Origin of the sequence: Kutzneria sp. CA-103260 (assembly GCF_018263855.1) — a bacterium.
In the GTDB taxonomy this organism is placed as follows: domain Bacteria; phylum Actinomycetota; class Actinomycetes; order Mycobacteriales; family Pseudonocardiaceae; genus Kutzneria.
The window spans coordinates 4,471,449-4,493,376 of record NZ_CP073318.1; the positions used below are offsets into that span (position 1 = coordinate 4,471,449).

The 21,928-nt window shown below is 70.2% G+C and carries 19 protein-coding genes; 13 read left to right on the forward strand and 6 right to left on the reverse strand.

The window, feature by feature from the left end; genetic code table 11:
* Nucleotides 1–18 precede the first annotated feature (18 nt).
* The gene (locus JJ691_RS19195; RefSeq protein ID WP_211770120.1) at nucleotides 19–678 is read right to left on the reverse strand and encodes a Crp/Fnr family transcriptional regulator; all 660 of its coding nucleotides are present in this window, start codon (nucleotides 676–678) and stop codon (nucleotides 19–21) included.
* Nucleotides 679–742: 64 nt separating this feature from the next.
* Nucleotides 743–1,666, reverse strand: coding sequence for an aldo/keto reductase (locus tag JJ691_RS19200; protein WP_211771574.1), 924 nt, complete (start codon nucleotides 1,664–1,666; stop codon nucleotides 743–745).
* Nucleotides 1,667–1,772: 106 nt separating this feature from the next.
* Here JJ691_RS19200 and JJ691_RS19205 point away from each other — a divergent pair, with 106 nt between their 5' ends.
* Complete coding sequence (locus tag JJ691_RS19205; RefSeq protein ID WP_211770121.1) at nucleotides 1,773–2,522, forward strand: GntR family transcriptional regulator; 750 nt, start codon at nucleotides 1,773–1,775, stop codon at nucleotides 2,520–2,522.
* On the opposite strand, the gene JJ691_RS19210 is transcribed toward JJ691_RS19205, so the two are convergent.
* Entirely contained in the window at nucleotides 2,515–3,438 is a 924-nt protein-coding gene (locus JJ691_RS19210) for a zinc-dependent alcohol dehydrogenase (protein ID WP_211770122.1), read from the reverse strand. The genes JJ691_RS19205 and JJ691_RS19210 overlap by 8 nt on opposite strands.
* A gap of 217 nt (nucleotides 3,439–3,655) precedes the next feature.
* On the opposite strand from JJ691_RS19210, the gene JJ691_RS19215 reads away from it, so the two are divergent.
* From JJ691_RS19215 to JJ691_RS19260, 9 genes are read left to right on the forward strand one after another with little or no spacing between them, the layout of a single operon-like run.
* Complete coding sequence (locus JJ691_RS19215; protein ID WP_211770123.1) at nucleotides 3,656–4,630, forward strand: ABC transporter permease; 975 nt, start codon at nucleotides 3,656–3,658, stop codon at nucleotides 4,628–4,630.
* Between the two features lie 2 nt (nucleotides 4,631–4,632).
* The gene (locus JJ691_RS52390) at nucleotides 4,633–6,630 is read left to right on the forward strand and encodes a dipeptide/oligopeptide/nickel ABC transporter permease/ATP-binding protein (RefSeq protein WP_249228034.1); all 1,998 of its coding nucleotides are present in this window, start codon (nucleotides 4,633–4,635) and stop codon (nucleotides 6,628–6,630) included.
* Nucleotides 6,627–7,646 carry an ABC transporter ATP-binding protein gene (locus tag JJ691_RS19230; RefSeq protein ID WP_211770124.1) on the forward strand — a complete coding sequence of 340 codons (1,020 nt, stop codon included), beginning with the start codon at nucleotides 6,627–6,629 and terminating at the stop codon, nucleotides 7,644–7,646. Before JJ691_RS52390 ends, JJ691_RS19230 begins: the two co-directional genes overlap by 4 nt.
* A gap of 41 nt (nucleotides 7,647–7,687) precedes the next feature.
* A complete protein-coding gene (locus JJ691_RS19235) occupies nucleotides 7,688–9,289 on the forward strand; it encodes an ABC transporter substrate-binding protein (protein ID WP_211770125.1) in 1,602 nt (533 codons plus the stop codon).
* On the forward strand, nucleotides 9,286–10,050 hold the full coding sequence (locus JJ691_RS19240) for a sugar phosphate isomerase/epimerase family protein (protein ID WP_211770126.1): 765 nt from the start codon (nucleotides 9,286–9,288) through the stop codon (nucleotides 10,048–10,050). Before JJ691_RS19235 ends, JJ691_RS19240 begins: the two co-directional genes overlap by 4 nt.
* The gene (locus JJ691_RS19245) at nucleotides 10,047–11,036 is read left to right on the forward strand and encodes an NAD-dependent epimerase/dehydratase family protein (protein ID WP_211770127.1); all 990 of its coding nucleotides are present in this window, start codon (nucleotides 10,047–10,049) and stop codon (nucleotides 11,034–11,036) included. The genes JJ691_RS19240 and JJ691_RS19245 overlap by 4 nt, the downstream gene beginning before the upstream one ends.
* Nucleotides 11,037–11,095: 59 nt before the next feature.
* Nucleotides 11,096–11,851 carry a GntR family transcriptional regulator gene (locus JJ691_RS19250; RefSeq protein WP_211770128.1) on the forward strand — a complete coding sequence of 252 codons (756 nt, stop codon included), beginning with the start codon at nucleotides 11,096–11,098 and terminating at the stop codon, nucleotides 11,849–11,851.
* A 2-nt stretch (nucleotides 11,852–11,853) separates the two neighbouring features.
* Nucleotides 11,854–12,864, forward strand: a complete 1,011-nt coding sequence (locus JJ691_RS19255) for an SIS domain-containing protein (protein WP_211770129.1) — start codon at nucleotides 11,854–11,856, stop codon at nucleotides 12,862–12,864.
* Nucleotides 12,861–13,757: a BadF/BadG/BcrA/BcrD ATPase family protein gene (locus tag JJ691_RS19260; RefSeq protein ID WP_211770130.1), complete on the forward strand. Its 897-nt coding sequence runs from the start codon at nucleotides 12,861–12,863 to the stop codon at nucleotides 13,755–13,757. Before JJ691_RS19255 ends, JJ691_RS19260 begins: the two co-directional genes overlap by 4 nt.
* Here JJ691_RS19260 and JJ691_RS19265 read toward each other — a convergent pair whose 3' ends face one another.
* Nucleotides 13,758–15,449, reverse strand: coding sequence for a glycoside hydrolase family 9 protein (locus tag JJ691_RS19265; RefSeq protein ID WP_211770131.1), 1,692 nt, complete (start codon nucleotides 15,447–15,449; stop codon nucleotides 13,758–13,760).
* A gap of 101 nt (nucleotides 15,450–15,550) precedes the next feature.
* Here JJ691_RS19265 and JJ691_RS19270 point away from each other — a divergent pair, with 101 nt between their 5' ends.
* Nucleotides 15,551–16,279: a ThuA domain-containing protein gene (locus JJ691_RS19270; RefSeq protein ID WP_211770132.1), complete on the forward strand. Its 729-nt coding sequence runs from the start codon at nucleotides 15,551–15,553 to the stop codon at nucleotides 16,277–16,279.
* On the opposite strand, the gene JJ691_RS19275 is transcribed toward JJ691_RS19270, so the two are convergent.
* Both JJ691_RS19275 and JJ691_RS19280 read right to left on the reverse strand, forming a co-directional pair.
* Nucleotides 16,280–17,860 (reverse strand): acyl-CoA synthetase, encoded by a 1,581-nt coding sequence (locus JJ691_RS19275; RefSeq protein ID WP_211770133.1) that lies wholly within the window; start codon nucleotides 17,858–17,860, stop codon nucleotides 16,280–16,282.
* 11 nt (nucleotides 17,861–17,871) lie between these two features.
* The gene (locus tag JJ691_RS19280; protein ID WP_211770134.1) at nucleotides 17,872–18,897 is read right to left on the reverse strand and encodes a LacI family DNA-binding transcriptional regulator; all 1,026 of its coding nucleotides are present in this window, start codon (nucleotides 18,895–18,897) and stop codon (nucleotides 17,872–17,874) included.
* Between the two features lie 201 nt (nucleotides 18,898–19,098).
* Between JJ691_RS19280 and JJ691_RS19285 the strand changes: the two genes are divergently transcribed.
* Nucleotides 19,099–20,520 carry a glycoside hydrolase family 30 protein gene (locus JJ691_RS19285; RefSeq protein ID WP_211770135.1) on the forward strand — a complete coding sequence of 474 codons (1,422 nt, stop codon included), beginning with the start codon at nucleotides 19,099–19,101 and terminating at the stop codon, nucleotides 20,518–20,520.
* A 132-nt stretch (nucleotides 20,521–20,652) separates the two neighbouring features.
* Complete coding sequence (locus tag JJ691_RS19290) at nucleotides 20,653–21,918, forward strand: L,D-transpeptidase (protein WP_249228245.1); 1,266 nt, start codon at nucleotides 20,653–20,655, stop codon at nucleotides 21,916–21,918.
* The last annotated feature ends 10 nt before the right edge of the window (nucleotides 21,919–21,928 follow it).

Below are 21,928 nucleotides of genomic sequence, written 5' to 3' on the forward strand. Positions count from 1 at the left end.
AGCGAACCGCCGCCGAGTCTAACCGCCGGGTCGCCAGCCGGGGTCGGCCAGCTTGCGCTCCAAGGCATCGGCGTCCACGATCTGGTAATAGCGCCGGTCGGTCACCAGCACGCCGTCCTGGCGCAGCAGAGCCACCGCGTGCTCCACCGACTTCGGCGACGCCGTCACCAGCTGGGCCAGCTCCGCCTGCGTGACGCCGCGCACGACAAAACCCGGCCCCGCCGGCTCCCCCAGTTCCCGGGCCAGATCCAGCAACTGCCGGGCCAGTCTCGCCGGCACGTCCATCGACGCCCGGTACTCCTGGCGTCGGTCGGCCAGCGACAGCCGCTGCCGCAACAGGTCCGTGACGAACCTCAGCACCTCCGGATCCTCGTCCGCCAGCGCCAGAAACCTCGTCCCGTCCACATGCACCGCGTGGCCGCCGGTCCGGGCCATGATCGTCGCCGACCGCCGGGTGCCCGACAGCACGCCCATCTCGCCCAGCACCGCCCCCGGGCCGTAGAAGCCCAGTATCGAGTCCACGCCGTTCTTGCCCGGCAGCACGACCTTCACCGAGCCCGTCTCGATCAGCAGCACCTCGTCGCTGTCCTCGCCGGCCACGCACAGCAGCTCGCCGCCCCGAAACGCCGCGAGCCGCCCGAGCGCCCGCAGCCTGGCCCGCACGGTCTCGAAGTCCACATCCCTGTGCTACCAGGTCCGACCGGTTCGGAGGAACGTTATGGCCCAGTCTTCCCCCAAGCGGCTACGGCACCGGCCTTCCGCGGGCGGCGGTCCAGAGCGCGTACCACTCGACGTTGGTCATGGCCGCGGCTTGGGCCTCGGCGTCCGCGCAGGCCCGGATGCGGTCGGGATTGGCGGTGCCGATGACGGGCTCGATCCGGGCCGGGTGGCGCATCAGCCAGCCGAGCACGATGGCCTCGGCGGTGGTGCCCTTGTCCGCGGCCATGGCGTTGACCAGGTCGTAGGCCGCGTTGTCGGACTCGGAACGCGGGGCGCCGCTGTAGATGCCCTGGGCCAGGGAGCCCCAGGCCTGGATCCGGACGTCGTTGGCGCGGCAGTACTCGATCGTGCCCTCGGGGAAGCTCAGGCCGCTGCCCTCGGGATGGTTGACCAGCACGCCGGCCTCCAGCCAGTCCCGCCGGTGCAGGCTCATCTCCAGCTGGTTGGCGACCAGCGGCTCGTCGAGATGCCGTTGCAGCAAGGACATCTGCGCGGCGGACATGTTGGACACGCCCAGCGAGCCGACCTTGCCGGCCGCGCGGAGCTCGCCGTACGCCTCGGCGACCTCGGCCGGATCCAGCAGCGGATCGGGGCGGTGCAACAGCAGGATCTCGACCCGCTCCACACCCAGCCGCGCCAGGCTGGCGTCCACCCGCTCCAGAATCGCGGCCTTGGACAGGTCGTAGTACGCCTGGAGACCGCTTTCACCCAGCCTGATCCCGCACTTGGTCTGGATCTTCACGCGGTCCCGCAGCCCGGGATCCCGGCGCAGCACCTCGCCGAACACCAGCTCGGCCTTGCCCCGGGTGTAGATGTCGGCGTGGTCGAACCACGTCACCCCGATCTCCACCGCCGCGTGCACCGCCCGCTCCGCGTGGTCGATGTCCGCCGCCGCCACCGGCGTGTCGTCCCAGGCGCCGCCCAGCCCCATGCAGCCGTAGATCATGGTCACCACCCGACTCTAACCACCGCGCGCCTGCTGGAAGGCCCCGGGCGTCGTCGCTATCCTGGAGCGCCCGCAGTTTCCGCCGCCGACCATGGGGTCCCGAAGCATGAGCGACTCGTCCGCCGTCCTGCCGGGCTACCCGGACCCGCTGTGGATCCAGGCGGTCGCGCTGGTGCGGGGCGAGATCGAGCGCGGCGTGCTCAAGCCGGGCATGCGGCTGGCCCCGGAACGCGAGCTCTGCCAGCAGCTCGGCATCAGCCGGGTGACGCTGCGCCGGGCCCTGGGCCACCTGGTCGAAGAGGGCGTGCTGAGCGCGTCCCGCGGCCGCGGCTGGTACGTCAGCAAGGCGGCGCAACCACGCAAGGAGTGGCCGAACACGCTGGAGTCGTTCAGCGAGACGGCCGCGCGGATGGGCCTGACGCCCCGGTCGCAGGTGCTGCAGAACCGGGTCGACCCGGCGACCATCGACCAGGCGGAGCGGCTGGGCATCGCGCCCGGCACGATGCTGTTCACGCTGGAACGGGTCCGGCTGCTCAACGACGTGCCGATCGGGCTGGACCTGACCCGCCTGCCGCTGGGCCTCGTGGCCGGCATCGGGGAACTCGACTTCGGCGAGCGCTCGCTGTACGCCACGCTGGCCGACGCCGGCGTCGAGCCGGTGCGGGCCGACTCCACCATCGAGGCGACCAAGGCCGACGACCGCACCGCCCGCCACCTGGAGGTCGACCCCGGCGAGCCGCTGCTGGTGATGCACCAGCTCGCCCTCGACGCCAACCAGTCGCCGCTGTTCATGTCGACCATCCGATACGCCGGCGAGCGCTACCGCCTGCGCACCTCGTTCAGCCGCACTAGCTGACCAGCACTCCCTTCACGAAGTCCGGGCCGGCGGCCTCCATCGCTTCGAAGGCCTCGTCGACCTGGTCCAGGGTGTACCGGTGGGTGACCAGCGGGGCGTAGCTGAACCGGCGCTGGGCGATGAGGTCCAGGGCGGTGACCATGGCGGCCACCGTGCGGGTGCGGTCGGGGCAGAAGCCGTTAACCACGGTGACGCCCTTGTACCAGAGGTCCATGTCCATCTTGGCCTCGCCGGCGTGGTGGTAGCCGATCACGTTGAGCGTGCCGAAGGGCCGGACCAGGGAGCCGGCGGTGGCCAGGCCCGGGGTGACGCCGGTGGCCTCCAGCACGAGATCCATGCGGCCATCGCCGAGGTAGCCATCCAGCGCGTCGGGGGCGACGGCGGCGTCGAGGCCGAGTGAGAGCGCTCGCTCACGTCGCGAGGGGTCGGGGTCGACACCGATGAGCAGGGCCGGGGCGTGCCGCTTGACCAACTGCACGAGGCCGAGGCCCATGAAGCCGAGGCCGACGACGGCGACCCGGAGACCGACCGCTGATGGGGAGCGGGAAAGCGCTTCCTCCAGCACGGCGACGGGCTCGCCGAGGGCGTGAGCAGGCGAAATGCCCGCCGGGATGGGGAGAACCGCGGTCGCGTCCATGACCGCCAGCTCGGCGAAGCCCTCGCCGCCCAGACCGGTGACGAGGTCGCCGACGGCCCAGCGGGTGGCCTGAGCGCCGACGGCCGCGACCCGGCCGGCGATCTCGTGGCCGAGGCGCATCGGCTCGGCGCCGGGATCGTGGCGTCGCCAGGCCGACAGGTCCGAGGTGCAGACGCCGCAAGCCAGCACCTCGACCAACACCTGGTCGGCGGCCGGCACCGGATCGGACAGCGAGACCACCTTCGAGGTGCGCGGGCCGACCAGCTGGCTGAGTCTCATGCTCGTCTCCGGGTGGTTTGAAGTGGTATGCGGTGGATTGGTGACCTGTCGCACGCCCGAGCGCCGCCAACGATGGTCGCATCACGTTTTCACCGTGTCACTACCAGGGGTCACTACTCCGTTCAGCCGCTAGACAGTAGAGTTCCGCCTGGCCACCCTGGTATGCCGTGGTCTGCAACTGGTACGTCGTCCGTCAGGGCGTGAAGGGAGCCGAGCCATGCGCACCGTGCTCAGGAAGCTCGGCTTCTACCTGCTCACCGCCTGGGTCGCGATCAGCCTGAACTTCCTGATCCCCCGGATCATGCCGGGCGACCCGGCCTCGCACCTGATCAACCAGTTCCACGGCAAGCTCAGCCCGGCGGCCATCCAGGCGCTGCGCGTCCTGTTCGGACAGCCGGACGCGAGCCTGTGGACCCAGTACCTGAACTACTGGCACAGCATCCTGACCGGCGACTTCGGCATCTCCTACGCCTACTACCCGGCCGACGTGGGCACCGTGCTGGGCCAGAGCATGTACTGGACGCTGGGCCTGATCACCGCGTGCACGGTGCTCGGCTTCGTGATCGGCACCGGCCTGGGCATCCTGGCCGGCTGGAAACGCGGCACCTGGCTGGACTCGCTGATACCGGTGACCACGTTCCTGTCGTCCATCCCGTACTTCTGGTTCGCCATCATCATCGTGCTGGTCTTCGCCATCACACTGAACTGGTTCCCGCTGTCCGGCGGCTACTCGGTGGACACCACCATCGGCTTCTCCGGCGACTTCATCGCCAGCGCCCTGTACTACGCGGTGCTGCCGGCGGCCACCATCGTGATCACCTCGGTCGGCGGATGGCTGATCAGCATGCGCAACATGATGGTGACGACGCTGTCCGAGGACTACGTCCGGCTGGCCGAGGCCAAGGGCCTGTCCCGGCGGCGGATCATGTACAAGTACGCGGCCCGCAACGCGATGCTGCCGTCGCTGTCGGGGTTCGCGATGTCGCTGGGCTTCGTGATCGGCGGCTCGATCGTCACCGAGGTGGTGTTCAACTACCCGGGCCTGGGCACCACGCTGTTCAAGGCCGCGCAGGCCGCGGACTACCCGCTGATGTCGGCCATCTTTCTGCTGATCACCGTGATGGTGCTGGTGGCCAACCTGCTCGCCGACGTCGTCTACGTGTTCCTCGACCCGAGGACGAGGGAGAGCTGAGCATGGCCGTGCAACCCGCTGTCCTCGCCGAGACCGAACAGGTGGAACCGGAAGCCGGCCGCCTCTGGGCGCGTGCGCTGCGCAAGCCGCTGACCCTCACCGGCGTGATCATCACCCTGGTCTTCGTCGTGCTGGCGGTGATCGGGCCGTGGATCGCGCCCTACGACCCGTCCGCGGTCAGCGACGCGGCCACCGCTCCCCCGTCGTTCGCGCACTGGCTGGGCACCACCCAGAACGGCCAGGACATCCTGTCCCAGATGCTGTTCGGCGCGCAGGCGTCGATAGTCGTCGGCCTCGGCTCGGCGGTGATCACCACCATCCTGTCGGTGCTGGTCGGCGTGACCGCCGGCTACCTGGGCGGCACCAGCGACGAGCTGCTGTCGTTGCTGGCCAACGTGTTCCTGGTGCTGCCGGGCCTGCCGCTGACCATCATCCTGGCCGCCTACCTGCCGCACAGCGGGTCGCTGGGCATCATCCTGGTGATCTCCCTGACCGGCTGGGCCTGGGGCGCCCGGGTGCTGCGGGCGCAGACGTTGTCCTTGCGCAAACGCGACTTCGTGGAGGCGGCGCGGGCCACCGGCGAGCGCACGTCGAAGATCATCCTGCGGGATATCCTGCCCAACCAGCTGGCCGTGATCGCCGCGTCCTTCCTGGGCACGGTCACCGCGGCCATCCTCACCCAGGCCAGCCTGGCGTTCCTCGGGCTGACCGACGTCACGCAGTGGTCGTGGGGCACGATCCTGTACTGGGCGCAGGCCGACAGCGCGCTGCTCACCGGATCCTGGTGGTGGTTCGTCCCGGCCGGACTGGCCATCGCGCTCATCGGCACCGCGCTGTCGCTGGTCAACTTCGGCATCGACGAGTTCATCAACCCCCGGCTGCGCCAGGCCGGCATCGCCACGTTGAAGGCGCAGCGGGCGCAGGTGTCCCGCAAACGCACCAAGCGGGTCAAGCGTGCTCAGGCTCGGCAACCGAGGCCGGCGGGCACGCCGTTCACCGCGGACAGCACGGACGTCATCCTGGAAGTCCGCAACCTCAAGGTGAACTACGGCGCCGTCACCGCCGTCGACGACGTCTCGTTCACCTTGAGGCGGGGGGAAGTCCTGGGCATCGCCGGCGAGTCGGGCTCGGGCAAGTCCACATTGGCCTACGCCATCACCCGGCTGCACAAGCCGCCGGCCGAGATCCCGCAGGGCGAGATCCGCTACACCAATCCCGATGGGTCCACTGTGGACGTGCTTGGGATGGACGACGAGCAGCTGCGGGCCTTCCGCTGGGAGGAGCTGTCCATCGTCTTCCAGTCGGCGATGCACGCGCTCAACCCGATCATGCGCATCGGCGAGCAGATCGAGGACGCCCTGGTGGCGCACCGGCCCGGCAGCACCGCGCCGGAACGGGCCGCCCGCGTGGTCGAGCTCCTGGGCATCGTGGGCATTCCAGCCGACCGGGCCAACTCCTACCCGCACGAGCTGTCCGGCGGCATGCGGCAGCGGGCGATGATCGCGGTCGGGCTGGCGCTCGACCCGGAGATCATCGTGATGGACGAGCCGACCACCGCGCTGGACGTGGTGATCCAGCGGCAGATCATCGACAAGATCATGGAGCTGAAGGACCGGCTCGGCTTCTCGGTCGTGTTCATCACCCACGACCTGTCGCTGCTGATCGAGATGTCCGACACGATCGCCGTGATGTACGGCGGCAGGATCGTGGAGCTGGCCGCGGCCGAGGACTTCCACCAGCGGCCGCAGCACCCCTACAGCCGGGGCCTGCTGGCGTCGTTCCCCACGCTCAGCGGCCCGAAGCGGGAGCTGTCGGGCATTCCCGGCTCGCCGCCGGACCTGCGGCGGCTGCCCACGGGATGCGCGTTCCGGCCGCGCTGCCCGGTCGCCTTCGACGCCTGCGCCGAGCAGGAGCCGCCGCTGTACCAGATCGGCTCCTCGCGGGCGGCCTGCCTGCTCCATTCCGACAACCACGCCGTCAGGATTGGTGAGACCGCATGACCGCACCGGTGTTGGAGGCCGTCGACGTCACCAAGCACTTCCCGGTGCGCGGCCTGGTCAAGCGCGGCGGCGGCCGGGTGGTGCACGCCGTGGACAACGTGTCGCTGAAGCTGTACGCGGGCCGGATCACCGCGCTGGTCGGCGAATCCGGCTCGGGAAAGTCCACGCTGGCCCGTCTGCTGGCCCAGCTCTATCCGGTCACCAGCGGCGAGATCCGGCTGCACGGCGAGCCGGTGCAGGCCACCCGCGGCAAGGCGTTCCGCGAGCACGTCAGCAAGGTGCAGCTGATCCTCCAGGACCCGTTCGCGTCCTTCAACCCGGTGGCCTCGATCGCCAGCACACTGCGCCGCGCGGTGTCCATCCACCACGAGGACAAGCACGGCGCCGAGCAGCTGGCGGTGATCGACGACCTGCTCACGCAGACGAATCTGGTGCCACCACGGCAGTTCACCGAGAAGTTCCCGCACGAGCTGTCCGGCGGCCAGCTCCAGCGGGTGTCCATCGCCCGGGCGCTCGCGGCCAGCCCGGACGTGTTCCTGGCCGACGAGCCGGTGTCCAGTCTGGACGTCTCCATCCGGCTGGGCATCCTGAACCTGTTGCGGCGCCTGACCGAGGAGCGTGACGTGGCCATGCTCTACGTCACCCACGACATCGCCTCGGCCCGCTACTTCGCTTCGGACACGACGGTGATGTACGCCGGCGAGATCGTCGAGACCGGCCCGTCCGAGACCGTCACGCAGCAGGCCGCGCACCCCTACACCCAGCTGCTGATCTCCTCGGCCCCGGACCCGTCCCGCACGGATGCCAGGCGGGTCAAGGACATCGGGCAGCCGCCGAGCCTGATCACGCCGCCCAGCGGCTGCCGGTTCCATCCCCGCTGCCCGTTCGCTCTTGCTCGCTGCAAGCAGGAGAAGCCGCCGACCTTCGAACTCGCCGATGGCCACACCGCGCGGTGTTGGCTGTACGCGGACAATTCTGAGCCCGCCGCTGTGCCAGAAAGGCCCGATGCCTCGTGACCAGTTCGGTTCAAATCACCAGAAGGAGCCTGCTGGCGGGAATGCTCGCCACCGCGGGCGGCCTCGCCCTCGCCTCCTGCTCGTCGGGCAGCGGCTCGTCGGCCAACGGGCTGACCATCACCGTCGCCGGCCAGTCCGACAACCTCACCCAGGTGTTCAACCCGTTCCTGGAGAACACCGCGCTCGGCGTGACCTACAACGGCAGCTTCATCTACGAGCCGCTGGTGCAGGTCAACACCGTCGACATCGGCAAGGACATCCCGTGGCTGGCCAAGTCCTGGGAGTGGTCGGACGACAACAAGACGTTCACGGTCACGTTGCAGGACAACGTGAAATGGCACGACGGCAAGCCGTTCTCGGCCGATGACGTGGTGTTCAGCTACCAGCTGCTGGCCAAGTACCCGGCGCTGAACCTCCAGGGCGCGCCGGCCGGCGACGTCAGCTCGCCGGCTCCGAACAAGGTCGTTTTCACCTTCAAGGACCCGTCCCAGCAGCTGTTCACGAACCTCGTGTCCGTGCCGATCGTGGCCAAGCGGCTGTGGGAGTCGGTCAAGGACCCGACCAGCTACCAGGACCCGAACCCGGTCGGCACCGGCGCGTTCAAGGTGGGCCAGTTCTCCGCGCAGAGCCTGTTGCTCACCCGCAACGACGACTACTGGCAGACCAAGGCGCAGATCGCGGCGATCCGATTCGTGCCGTACAAGGACAACTCCACCATCACCAACGCGATGGTGCAGGGCCAGGCCGACTGGGCCGGAACCTACATCGCCAACGCGGACAAGACGTTCACCTCGAAGAGCTCCAACTACCACTTCTGGGCGCCGCGCGCCGGCACCGACGGCCTGATTCCCAACCTGGAGCGCTGGCCGCTCTCGGACGTCGCCGTGCGCAGGGCGATCAGCCTTGGCGTGAAACGGAAGCAGGTGGCCGCGGCCAGCGGCGAGCAGCCCGCGACCAGCGTCACCGGCCTGCCGCTGCCGGCCTACCAGTCCTCCGTGTCCCCGCAGTACAAGAACGTGAACCTGGAGGAGGACAAGGCCAAGGCGGAGCAGACGCTACAGGCGGCCGGCTACGTCAAGGCCAGCGACGGCTACTACGCCAAGAGCGGCAAACGGGTCGAGTTCAGCTGCAGCTTCCCGGCCTCCTACACCGAGATCGCCGCGCGGGTGCAGGTGCTGGTGTCGCAGCTCAAGGACATCGGCATCAAGCTGAACATCGACACGACCACGGTGGACGACATCAACCCCCGCACGGCCAAGGGGGACTTCGACTCCACCATGGGCTACCCGGTGAGCCCGACGCCGCGCGGGTTCTCGTTCTACAACGACACCATGAATCCCAACCTGTACTACCCGATCGGGCAGTCCACGCCGTCGTACCAGAACATCGAGCGGTTCCGCGACGACCAGGCGGCCGAGCTGTTCAAGCAGTACCCGCTGGCCAACACCGACGAGGCGCGGCAGCAGATCCTGGACAAGATCGAGACGGTGTTCGTGGAGCAGCTGCCGTGGATCCCCATGTTCTACTGGGGTTCCTACAGCAGCTGGAGCACGGCCAAGGTGACCGGCTTCCCGGACCCGGACCACCCGTACTTCACCGCGGTGCCGAACGTGGTGGTGGCGCTGAGGCTGAAGCCCGCGTGACCGCCGAGCTCGCCGTGATGGCGTACACCGTGCTCGACCAGGCCCGCGCCGATCTCGACGGCACGTTCGCCCGGCTGGCCGAGATCGGCTACCGGGGCGTGGAGACCTACGGCCTGGTCGAGCACTTCGGACCGGCGCGCGTGCGGGACGCGCTGGACGCGGCCGGGCTGGTCGTGACGAGCGCGCACGCGCCGTTCCCGGCCGGCCCGGACGCGGAGTCCATCTTGGACCAGAACCAGGAGCTGGGCGCGGAAGTCCTGGTGTGGAGCATGGAACGCGAGGAGTTCGACTCGCCCGACGCGATCAAGCGCGGCGTGCAGCGGGTCAACGTGGCCGCCGAGCACGCGTCCACCCGGGGCATGACCATCGCGTACCACAACCACTTCGCCGAGTTCGCCCAGTTCTTCGACGGCGTGCAGGCCTACGACCTGCTGTTGGAACTGCTCGACGAGCGGGTGCTGGTCGAGCTGGACGCCTACTGGGCCGTGCTCGGCGGGGCCGATCCGGCGGAGATCCTCAGCCGGCTCCGCGACCGCGCGCGGTTCATCCACGTCAAGGACGGGCCGGCGGTCAGCTACGAGGACGATGTGATGGTGCCGATCGGCGAGGGGCGGATCGACTGGCGGGCAACGCTGTCCGCGCCGTCCGGGCTGCGCTGGCACATCGTCGAGCTGGAACGGCTGCACATCGACACGTTCGAGGCGCTGCGGCGCAGCTATGACCACCTGGTCGGCAACGGACTCTCGCTGGGGGCGCGATGAAGGTGCTGTTCCTGGGCGGGGCCGGCATGATCGGCTCCGCCTGCGCGGACGAGGCGGTGGCGTCCGGTCTGGACGTCACCGTCGTCACGCGCACCGAACCGAGGCGGCCGCCGCCACCCGGGGTCCGCACGCTGCGGGCCGATGTCCGGGAAAGCGCTGCCCTGCAAGAGGTCCTCGGTGACGAGGAGTTCGACGCGGTCGTGAACTGGGTCGGCTTCAACCCCGACGACCTGCGCGCACATCCCGAGGTGTTCGAGGGCCGGATCGGGCAGTACGTGTTCATCAGCACCTGCTCGGTGTTCGCCCGACCGGTCCCGCAGCTGCCGGTGACCGAGTCGACGCCGCGCCGGCAGCCGGTGTTCGGCTATCCCCGGGGCAAGATCGCCTGCGAGGCGTTCCTGGAGGAGGCGTACCGGGACAGCGGCCTGCCGCTGACCGTCGTCCGGCCGGCACACGTCTACGACCGGACCGTGGTGCCGGTGTTGGCCGGCTGGACCGCCATCGAGCGGATGCGCGCCGGCCGGCCGGTGGTGGTGCACGGCGACGGCACCTCGCTGTGGACGTTGATGCACTCCCGGGACTTCGCGCGGGCCTTCGTGCCGCTGCTGGGCAACGGGCACACCGTCGGCGAGAGCGTGAACGTGGTCTCCGGGGACATCCTGACCTGGGACCAGATCCACCTGGAGCTGGCCGCTGCGGCCGGCGTGCGGCGGCCGCTGCTGCGGCACCGGTCCAGCGAGGACATCGGCGCGGTGCTGCCCGGCTGGCGGGACGTGCTGGAGCACGACTTCCGGCACTCGATGTTCTTCGACACCGCCAAGCTGCGCGCGCTGGTGCCGGGCTTCGCGCCGGCGGTGTCGTTCGCCGAGGGCGCCCGGGAGCTGGTGGCCCACCACGACAAGGAGCCCCGGCTGCGGGCGGTCGACGAAGGCCTGGATGCGGCGTTCGATCAACTCATCGAGCAGACCGATAGCAGACCAAAGTAATACCACTTGGTATTCTGGTCACCCGCCGACAGGAGGTACGAGCCGATGCAGGGGCCAGCGTGACCGCCGAGCAGCCGGTGCTGCCCGCCGCCTACCCGGAGCCGCTGTGGACGCAGGCGGCGGCGCTGCTGCGCACCCGCATCGCCGACGGCGAGCTGCGCCCCGGCGCGCGGCTGCCGCCGGAGCGGGACCTGTGCCAGCAGCTGTCGATCTCCCGGGTGACGCTGCGCAAGGCCCTGTCCGCGCTGGTCGACGAGGGCGTGCTGCGCTCGGCCCACGGCCGCGGCTGGTATGTCACCGCGCCGCCGCGCGGCGACTGGCCCAACACCCTGGAGTCGTTCTCCGAGACGGCCCGGCGGATGGGCCTGGCCCCGACCTCCGAGGTGCTGCGCGCGGCCGCCGCGCCGGCCAGCTTCGACGAAGCCGAGACCTTCCAGATCGCCCCGGGCACGCCGCTGTTCCGGCTGGAGCGAGTGCGCCGCCTGGACGGCGTGCCGATCGCCGTCGACGAGTCGCTGCTGCCGGCCGACGTGGCCGAGGACTTCGAGCTCGTCGACTTCACCACGGCCTCGCTCTACGAGATCGTCACCGACCGCGGTTTCCAGCTGGCGCAGGCGGACACCACGATCGAGGCCCGGCCGGCGACCGCCGCCGTCGCCGAGCACCTGGGCGTGCCCGAGGCCACGCCCATTCTCCAGATGCGGCAGGTGGTCCGGGACCGGGCCGGCCGGCCGCTGCTGTCGTCCACCATCCGGTACGCGGGCGACCGCTACCGCCTGCGCACGTCCTTCACCAGAAACGCGGGAACGGAGTAGAAATGGTCGACGGCTTCATCGCCTACACGCGGGCCCGCGCCACCCAGGCAGCGGACCTCGCGGCGGCGGTCGACCGTCTGGCGAGCTCGGTTGCGGAGCTCGCCGCTGGGGGTCGTCTTTCCGGTCCTGGACCGGTTTTCGTGGGTATCGGCGCGAGCCTCGCGGCCGCGTGCGCGCCGGTGTGGACGCTGCGGGAGCGCGGCATCCACTCGTGGCGGCTGGGGGCGGGCGACCATCCGCTGCCCTTCCCGCCGAGCAGCCATCCGGTGTTCGGGGTGTCGCAGAGCGGCCGCAGCGCGGAGACGCTGGCCGTGCTGGAGACCATTCCGGTCGGCAAGCGGTATGCCGTGGTCAACGTGGTGCCTTCGCCGATCGCCGACCTCGCCTCCGGCCTGGTCGACCTGGGCAACATCGCCGACAGCTACGCCTCCACCATCGGCTTCACCGCAACCGTCGCCGCGCTGGGCCTGATCGCCGACGCCTGGCACGGCGGCCGCGTCGACGAGGGCTGGTCGCGGATCGGTGACGTCGTCGCCGCCGTCGAACGGGACCTCGGGCCGCAGATCCGTTCCCTGGCCCCGCTTTTCGCCGCTGCCACCTCAGCCGACTTCGTCGGCGCCGGGCCGTTCGTCGGCTCCGCCGAGGCCGGCGCCCTGCTGTTCCGTGAAGTGGCGCGCATTCCCGCCACGGGCATGAGCACCCGCCAGTACCTGCACGGCGCCATGGAGTCCGCCGGCGGCGGCGTGCACGTCCTGTTCGGCGGCGACCGCGAGTTCGCCGCCGCCGAAACCCTGGCCGGCGCCGGCCATCCGGCGATCCTCGTGACCAGCGAGGACTTCGACCCCGGCCCCCTGGCGCACCTCGTGCGCCTGCCCGCGCTGCCGCCGTCCCAGGCCGCCATCGCCCAGATCGTCGTGGTGCAGATCCTGGTCGAGGCCGTCGCCGCCGTGCGTAGTGTGGCGATCGAGGAATTCGTCTTCCACAACAACGACATCAAGGTGCCGGAGCTATGAGAGTTGTGGTCGGGGTCGACGTCGGGGGCACGAAGGTCGCGGTTCGGGTGGCGACGCTGGACGGCGAGGTGGTCAGCGATCACCAGTGGCCGGCGGACGGGTGGTCGGCGTCGCCGGTGGCGGCGGCGGCGCGGTGGTTGCGGTCGGTGATCTCGCTGGCGGTGCCGGCGGAGGACGAGATCGTGGCGGCGGGCATCGGGGCGCAGGGGTGCGACACCCAGGAGCACTGCCGGGATCTGGCCGAGGCGGTGGCGGCCCTGGGAGTGCACGCCACCGTGGTCAACGACGCGGCGTTGTTGGTGCCGGCGGCGGGGTTGAGCGAAGGCATCGGGGTGATCGCGGGGACGGGGTCGATCGCGGTCGGGGCGGACGCGAACGGCACGGTGTTGTTCGCGGGCGGGTGGGGCTGGGTGCTCGGGGATGAGGCGAGTGCGCCGGCCATCACGCGTGAGGCCACGAAGGCCGCCCTCGCTGCCTATGACGATCGACGGCCGGATGATGGCCTGCTGCGGGCGCTGCTCGGGCACTATGGCGTCGCGGATGCGCCGGGGCTGGCCCGGGCGGTGAACGACTTCCCCACGCCGGAGAACTGGGGGCCGGCGGCGGTGGCGGTGTTCGAGGCGGCCGACGCGGGCTCGACCCTGGCCCGCTGGGTGGTCGACGAGGCCGCTCGCAGTCTGAAACTCCTGGTCTGCCAACTGAAGAAGCGCGGCGCGGTCGGCGACACGGTGGTCGCCGCCGGCAGCGTGATCGTCCAGCAGCCGCGGCTGGCCGAGGCCTTGCGGTCCAAGCTGGTCGACTTCTACCCGTCGCTCACGTTGCGGCTGCTGGAGGTGCCGCCGGTGGCCGGTGGCGTGGTGCTGGCGCTGAGGCGGCTCTCGCCCCAGCATTGATCACCGCAACAGCGAGGCGGCCAGCAGGAACCAGGCTGAGTGCGGGATCCACTGCTCGGCCCAGCGCCAGGCGTTGCCGGCCGCGACCGGCCCGGCGGGCATGAAGTCGATGTCGTGCTCGTCCTCGAAACCGGCGGTGATGCCGTTCAGGATGCCGCCGGGCACGTTCTTGAAAATGGCGTGGTACTCAGGAGTGTTGCGGCCGCGGCCCTGCAACATGGAGCTGTCGAACGGGTTGAGGCCGAGCACCCAGTGCACCTGGTCATCGGCCAGCACGTGCAGGCGCTGCCGCAACTCCTCGTCGCACTCGGGCTGCGCGGCGGTGACCAGGGCTGCGTAGGCGGTGGAGCAGATGCCGGCGTTCTCGCCCTGCCACCAGTAGCCGGTTTCGTTGCCGTGCGGGAAGAAGAAGCTGGTCCGCGGCTCCTCCCCCGTCGGCTGCACGTACTGGCGGGCCAGGCCGAACGGGTTGGCGACCTCCTCGTTGAGCCGCACGGCGTCGCGGGCCAGGGCGAGGGCGGTGATGCGGGCCTGGGCGGCGACCGGCGAGTCGGCGCAGACCTCGGCGAACCGGAGCAGCGCGACGATCGGCAGGCCGGGCTCGGCGGCGTGGAAGAACGGCCGGCCCTCGACGTCGCCGACGAGGTAGCCGAAGCCGGGACCGTTGGTGTAGCGGCCGATCAGCGACCGGGCCCGGGATTCCGCATGCACCACAACGCTTTCGCCGGCGCAGACGAGCTCAGTGGCGGCCAGCAGCGCGCAGTAGTCGTCAATGACGCTCTCGGTGCCGTCGAAGCTGTACTCGGTGTTGTGGTCCGCCAGGTGGTCGAAGCCGCGGCGGGCCGCCCGCAGGTACTCGGCCGGCGTGAAGTCGCCGCTGACCTCGGACATGGACGCCCGGGCCAGGGCGGCGATCGCCAGCCCGCCGCCGTGCCGGTAGGCGGCCTGCCAGCGCTGGGTGCGCACGCTGTCCTGTAGCGGCGCGTTGATCACGCGTTCGTTCAGGTCCTTGGTCAGCGCGTCGAAGATGCCGGTGTAGAAGTAGCCCTCGGGCGACTGGAAGCGGACCAGGAAGTCGGCGCCGTGCAGGCCCTCGTCGCGCAGCTTGGCCCCGAGCGCGCCGGCCAGGGTCTCGTCGGTGGCCCGCAGGTTGTCCCGGGCGGCGAAGAAGGCCCAGGCGCACAACGGAATCTGCTGCGGGCTCATCATCCGGGTGTACGTGAGGTGGCTGAGGAACTTGCTGAAGTCGCCGGAGGCGTCCAGCCAGCCGCCGCGGGCGTCGACGGTGCGGCCCGAGTCGTCGCCGTAGAACTTGGCCGCCCGGTCCTTGCGGTCGATCTCGCCGGTGGAGCGCACCGCCCGGAAGTAGTTGACGCAGTCGGACATCGCGGTGGCCGGGACGCGCTTGTCGGCGAGCTCGAACGGCTCCGAACGCTGGACGCCGTCCGCCGTCTCGATCTCCAGGTGGTAGGTGCCCGGCTCGCGGACACCGCTGAAGTCGAGACGGCGGAAGGCGCCGAGCGACCAGCGATCCACCGTCACCTCGGGACCCGGCGTCAGCTCCAGCCGCGTGCCGTCCGCGCCCACCACCGCTGCCGTGCGAATCTCGGTGGGCTCGGTGTGCAGCAGCATGGCTTTCTTGCTGCCGGCGGTGTCGTAGCCGAGGTGACTGGTCAGGATCGTGGTCGGCACCACACCGACGCTAGCCGACGGCCCGCTCTGGTTCAACTGGTATGACCCTGGACTGCTCTTTGTATTGTCGATGCTGTGTATTGCCGGTAGCGTCGGTGGCCGTGAAGCTGCGCGCCATTCCGTCCACGCTGGTGCTGGTCGACGGGACCGACCTGCACCACGACCTGATCGGCGCCGCCTTGGCGCTGCAGGAGATCGTCACCGAGGCCGGGCTGCCGGCCGCCCGGGGTGTCGGCGTGCACCGCTTCGCCGATCCCATGCCGGCCACCGCCGAGGCCGACGTCTACGTGCTTTACCTGTCTGGCCCCCGCTTCGAGCCCGCCGAGCAGCAAGCGCTGTCCGATCTGGTCGCCGCCGGCAAGGGGCTGGTCGCCATCCACGCCAGCAACCTGTTCGGGTTCGGTCCCGGCGGCGTCGAGGCGGACCGGGCCGGTGTCGAACTGGTCGGCTCCCGGTATCTGTCCCACGGCGACGCCGGCTCCGAGGGCCGATTCGACGTCCGGGTCCAGGCCGGCCACCCGGTCACCCGCCACCTCGGCGACTTCGCCATCGACGACGAGTACTACCTGATCGACTGCGAGCCCGACATCGAGGTGCTGGCCACACGGGACACCTCCGACGGCCCGCAACCCATCGCCTACGTGCGCCAGCACGGCCAGGGCCGGGTCTGCTACACCGCCCTCGGCCACGATCCCCGTGCCTGGGGCAATCCCTGGTTCCGGCAGCTGATCCGGCAGGCGGTGCTGTGGACCGCGGGCGTGCCGGACGAGGACATCCTGTCGTGGTCGACGCGATGGCCGCTGGGCAACGGCCGCTTCATCGGGCAGTAATCACTCCTCGGCGGCCAGGTGCGCGTAGGTCGCCCGCAGGTCGCGCTTGAGGATCTTGCCGCTGGGGTTCTTGGGCAGGGCGTCGGCGAGCACCACGAACTTCGGGCGCTTGAAGCCGGCCAGGCGCTCCTTGACGTGGGCGTGCACATCCTCGGCGGTCAGGGTCGAGTCGGCCCGGGGCACGACCACGGCGGTGACCGCCTCGATCCAGTGCGGATGGCTGATGCCGAACACCGCGACCTCGGCCACGCCGTCCAGCTCGTACACGGCTTCCTCGACCTCGCGGCTGGCCACGTTCTCGCCGCCGGTCTTGATCATGTCCTTCTTGCGGTCCACAACGGACAGATAGCCGTCCTCGGTCATGACGCCGAGATCGCCGGAGTGGAACCAGCCGCCGGCGAAGGCCTCGGCGGTCTTCTCCTCGTCGTTGTAATAGCCCAGCGCGGCGTGCGGACTGCGGTGCACGATCTCGCCGACCTGACCGGGCGGGACCGGCTCGCCGAAGCCGTCGACCAGCGTCGTCTCCACGTTCAGGCAGGCGCGGCCGGCGCTGCCGAGGTGGGCGAGTTGCTCGTCGGGACGCAGGATGGTGGCCAGCGGGGCCATCTCGGTCTGGCCGTAGAAGTTCCACAGTCGCACGTCGGGCAGCCGGCGCTGGAGCTCGCGCAGCACCTCGACCGGCATCGGCGAGGCGCCGTAGTAACCCTTGCGCAGGCTGGACAAGTCGGTGCGGTCGAAGTCCGGGTGGCGCAGCAGCGAGATCCACACCGTGGGCGGGCAGAACAGCTTGGTCACCCGCTCGCGGTGGATCGTGGCCAGCATGGTGGCCGGGTCCGGGGCGGGCAGGATGATCGAGGTGGCGCCGAGATAGACGTCCACTGAGAAGAAGCAGTCCAGCTGCGCGCAGTGGTACATCGGCAGCGAGTGCAGTTCCACGTCGTCCACGGTCATGCCGCCGTCGACGATGCACGAGACGTACTGCGAGATCAGGGATCGGCTCGACAGCAGCACGCCCTTGGGCCGGGATTCCGTGCCAGAGGTGTACATCAGGCGCAGCGGGTCGTCGTCGGCCACCGCGATGTCGATCGGGCTGTCATCGCCCTCGCGCCACCACGCGTCGACGTCCTCCCAGCCCTCCTGAGCCGGTCCGATGGCGCCACGAATCCCGCCTTCGATGCCGGCCTTGGCCAGGGCCTGGTCGGCCGTCGGGCGAAGCGCGCTCTCCGCCACCATCCCGGCCGCGCCGGAGTGGGTGAGGATGTAGGCGATCTCGTCCGCGCCCAGCATGAAGTTCACCGGCACCAGCACCACGCCGAGCCGGGCCGTGGCGAACACCAGGACCGCGAACTGCCAGCAGTTGTGCGACAGCAGGGCCAGCCGGTCACCCTTGGCCAGGCCACGTTCGGCGAGCGCCCGCCCGCAGCGGTTCACCGCCGCGTCGAACTCGGCGTACGTGAAGCGCTGGTCGCCGAAGACGACCGCGAGCTTGTCCGGGTAGCGGCGGGCGGTGCGGTGCAGCAGGTCCCCGACGCCGTGCTGGCGGGCCCGGGCGATCGCGGCGGCGGTGGCGTCGGTGTACATGCCCACTGACTCTAGGCCGGTACCGGCCCGGTGGAGCCGCGGACGATCAGCTCCGTCGCCAACTCCACGTGCAGAGCCTCCAGCTGGTGCCGTTCCAGCAGGCGCATCAGCAGCGTGACGGCCATGCGCCCCATCTCCTCCAGCGGCTGGCGGACGGTGGTCAGCAGCGGGCTGGTGGCGCGAGCCAGGTCGATGTCGTCGAAGCCGGCGATGGAGATGTCCTCGGGCACGCGCAGGCCGAGCCGAGCCGCGGCGGCCATCGCGCCGACGGCCATCTTGTCGTTGAAGCCGAGCAGCGCGGTGGGGCGGTCCGGCAGGGCCAGCAGCTCGGCGGCCAACCGGAAGCCGTTGTCGGTGGTGGGTTCGGCGCTGCGGACCAGTTCGGGCGAGGTCAGCACGCCGACCTCCGACAGTGCGGCGGCGTGCCCGGCGCGGCGGCCGTCGGCGGCCAGCCAGTTGCCGGGTCCGCCGATGACGCCGATGCGGCGGTGGCCCAGCTCGACGAGGTGCTGGGTGAGGCGGCGGGCGCCGGTGAAGTGGGCCGCCGAGACGGCGGCGATGTCACGGGGCAGCGTCGTGCGGGGATCCACCACCACGAACGGGAAACCGGCGCCGCGCAGGGTCATCAGCTGCTCGCTGGGCTCCGGCGGCAGCAGCATGATCGCGCCGGCGACACCGCTCATCAGGGGCAGGCCGGGCAGCACGGACTTGCGCTGCACCGCCTCGCCGGCGTTGAGCGTGAGCCGGCGGCCGTGCAGGTCGAGGGTTTCGGCGATGGAGGAGACGATCAGTCCGAAGTAGTCGGCGAGCGCGTACGGGCAGTGCACGTACACCGCGCCTTCGGCGATCCGGCTGCGGCGGGCCCGCGGCACCGGGGCCAGGCCGCCCAGCCGCTCGATCGCCGCCAGCACCAGGTCCCGGGTCCCGGGCGCCACGTCGTCGCTGTCGTTGAGGACCCGCGAGACTGTCGCGATCGACACCCCGGCGTCGGCCGCGATGTCCCGCACGGTGGCCCGCCCGCCGACCTTCCTAGCCATTTGTTACAGCCCTTTGTTTCATTCGGTCAGTGTAACCGGGAGAGCGTTTTCCAGTACCCGCTCCGAGCAGCTGGACGGATAGTTTCCTGCTCGGCGGGATTCCGGCGGCGTTGACAGTGCGGAGAGCGGCTGCTTTGCTGACGCCGCCGGCAATTGTTCCAGTTCTGTTCCATTTTGTTTCAGAACCCTTTGGGAGGGCCGATGACGTCCCGTGCCACGTTCGCGGCGGCGATGGCCGCGACGCTCGTGTTGGGCACACCGTTAGCCGCACAGGCCACGCCGTGGACGGCGGTGTCGGTGTGGGCGACGACGGCGGACCAGAACAAGCTCCTGACCCCGTTGCCGGGGGCCGTCTTCGGCCGCGGCACGCCGAGCGGACCGACCATCACCATCGACGAGACCAAGAGATACCAGTCGATGACCGGGTTCGGGGCCTCGTTCACCGACTCGTCGGCGTGGCTGGTGGCGAACTCGCCGCAGCGCGACGCGATCATGACCAAGCTGTTCGACCCGCGGCGGGGCATCGGGCTGGACTTCCTGCGCCAGCCGATCGGCGCGTCCGACTTCTCCCGTTCGCTGTTCAGCTACGACAACGGGTCGGCCGACCCGACGCTGTCCCGGTTCTCGGTCGCGCACGACCAGGACTACATCCTGCCGGTGCTGCGCCAGGCCCTGCGGCTCAACCCGCAGACCACGGTGATGGCCACGCCGTGGAGCGCGCCGGACTGGATGAAGACCAGCGGCTCGATGATCGGCGGCTCGGTCAGGACCGACGACCAGACACTTCGGGCATACGCCGACTATCTGGTGAAGTTCGTGCAGGCGTACGGAAAGGCCGGCGTGCCGGTGTCGCTGCTGTCGCCGCAGAACGAGCCGGAGTACTCCCCCGCCGACTACCCGGGCGCCACCATGACCGCGGCCGACCAGGCCCGCTTCATCGGCGACTACCTCGGCCCCGCGCTGCGTTCGGCCGGGCTGCGCACCGGAATCCTCGCCTACGACCACAACTGGGACGACACAACCTATCCGTCCACGGTGCTCGCCGACGCGAAGGCCGCCCAGTACACGGCCGGCGTGGCCTGGCACTGCTACGGCGGCAATCCCGACGCGCAGTCCACCGTGCACGACGCTTTCCCGCGCAAGGACGCCTACTTCACCGAGTGCTCCGGGTCGCAGTCGGCCAACCACGCCAACACGTTCGCCGACTCGCTGGACTGGCAGACCGAGCACCTGATCATCGGCGGCACCCGCAACTGGGCCAAGTCGGTGGTGACGTGGAACGTCGCGCTCGACCCCAGCGGCGGGCCGACCATGCACTGCACCACCTGCACCGGCGCGGTCACTGTGGACAACACCACGGGATCCGCCACCTACAACGCCGAGTACTACGTGCTCGGTCAGGCCAGCAAGTTCGTCAAGCCGGGGGCCGTGCGGATCGACTCGAACACCTTCGGGCCGGGCAACGTCGAGGACGTCGCCTTCCGCAATCCGGACGGCTCCACCGCGCTGGTCGTGCTCAACGCCGACGCCACGAACGCCCGCACCTTCAACGTTTCCGCACACGGCCGCTCGTTCAGCTACGCCCTGCCGGCCAAGGCAGTCGCCACGTTCACCTGGCGGTGACCTTCAACCGGGCCGGGCGGGGAAGCAACCCGTCCGGCCCGAGGAGCGTCCGATGCACTGAAGGGCCGTGCGATCCGCGCCTCGGCGCGGCATGATCGAACGGTGGCGGTGTTCTCGGGAGGACGTGTCGTGATGAAGAAGTGGCCGGCGATCGTGGTGGCCGTGGGCGGACTGCTGGTCGCCGGCTGTTCCGGCGGAACCGGCGTCGGCGCGCCCACCACCAGCACCACGCCGCCGCTCCCACCGGCCAAGCTGGCCATCACCCCCGCCGCCAACGGCCAGAACGTCACCCCAGACACACCTATCACCGTCAAGGCCGACGGCGGCAAGGTCACCGACGTCGAGGTCTCCGGCGGCGAGCACGTCGACGGCAAGCTCAGCGCCGACGGCAAGACGTGGACCAGCACCGGCACCCTGAACGTGGCGCGGACCTACACCGTGTCCGCCACCGTCGCCAACGCCGCCGGCAAGACCACCACCGGCTCCAGCAGCTTCACCACGCTCACCCCGGCCAGCGTCGTGCACACCCACATCTACGAGGGTGAGAACGAGACCTACGGCGTGGGCATGCCGATCATGCTGACCTTCGACAAGCCCGTGCAGAACAAGGCCGCCGTCGAGCAGGCGCTGCAGATCACCTCGTCCAACCCGGTCGTCGGGGCCTGGTCGTGGGCCGACGACACCCATGTGGACTTCCGGCCGCGGGAGTACTGGCCGGCCAACACCAAGGTCTCCTTCGACGGCCACCTCAACGGCGTGCAGGTCTCCCCCGGCGTGTACGGGGCCGCCGAGCTCACGCAGACGTTCAGCATCGGCGACTCCCTCGTCGTCGTCGCCGGCACCCAGACGCACCGCATGCAGGTGTACAAGAACGGGGCGCTGCAGTACGACTGGGCCATCAGCACCGGCAAACCCGGCCACGACACCCCCAACGGCACCTACCTGACCATCGACAAGGGCAACCCGGTCGAGATGAAGCCGTCCGACATCGCCCCCGGCGGTCCCGGCTACTACGACCTCAAGGTCCCGTGGTCCGTGCGGTTCACCTGGAGCGGCGACTACCTGCACGACGCCTACTGGTCGGTGGGGCAGCAGGGCTCCGAGGACGTCAGCCACGGCTGCGTCAACATGGCCCCCGACGCCGCCCAGGCCTACTACCAGGAGGAGCTGATGGGCGACCCGGTGACCATCACCGGCAGCCCGCTGGCCGGCACTCCCGGCGACGGCTGGACCGACTGGTTCGACTCGTGGCAGACCATGCTCGGCAAGAGCGGCACCCACATGGCCGTCCAGGTCGGCCCCAGCGGCAGCACCCTCGTCGCCCCGACCTCCGTCGCCGCCTCCAACGCCGCCGCGCCGACCGGCCTCCCCGCCGACAACAACGCGGCCGCGTCGTAGCCGGAGGGCA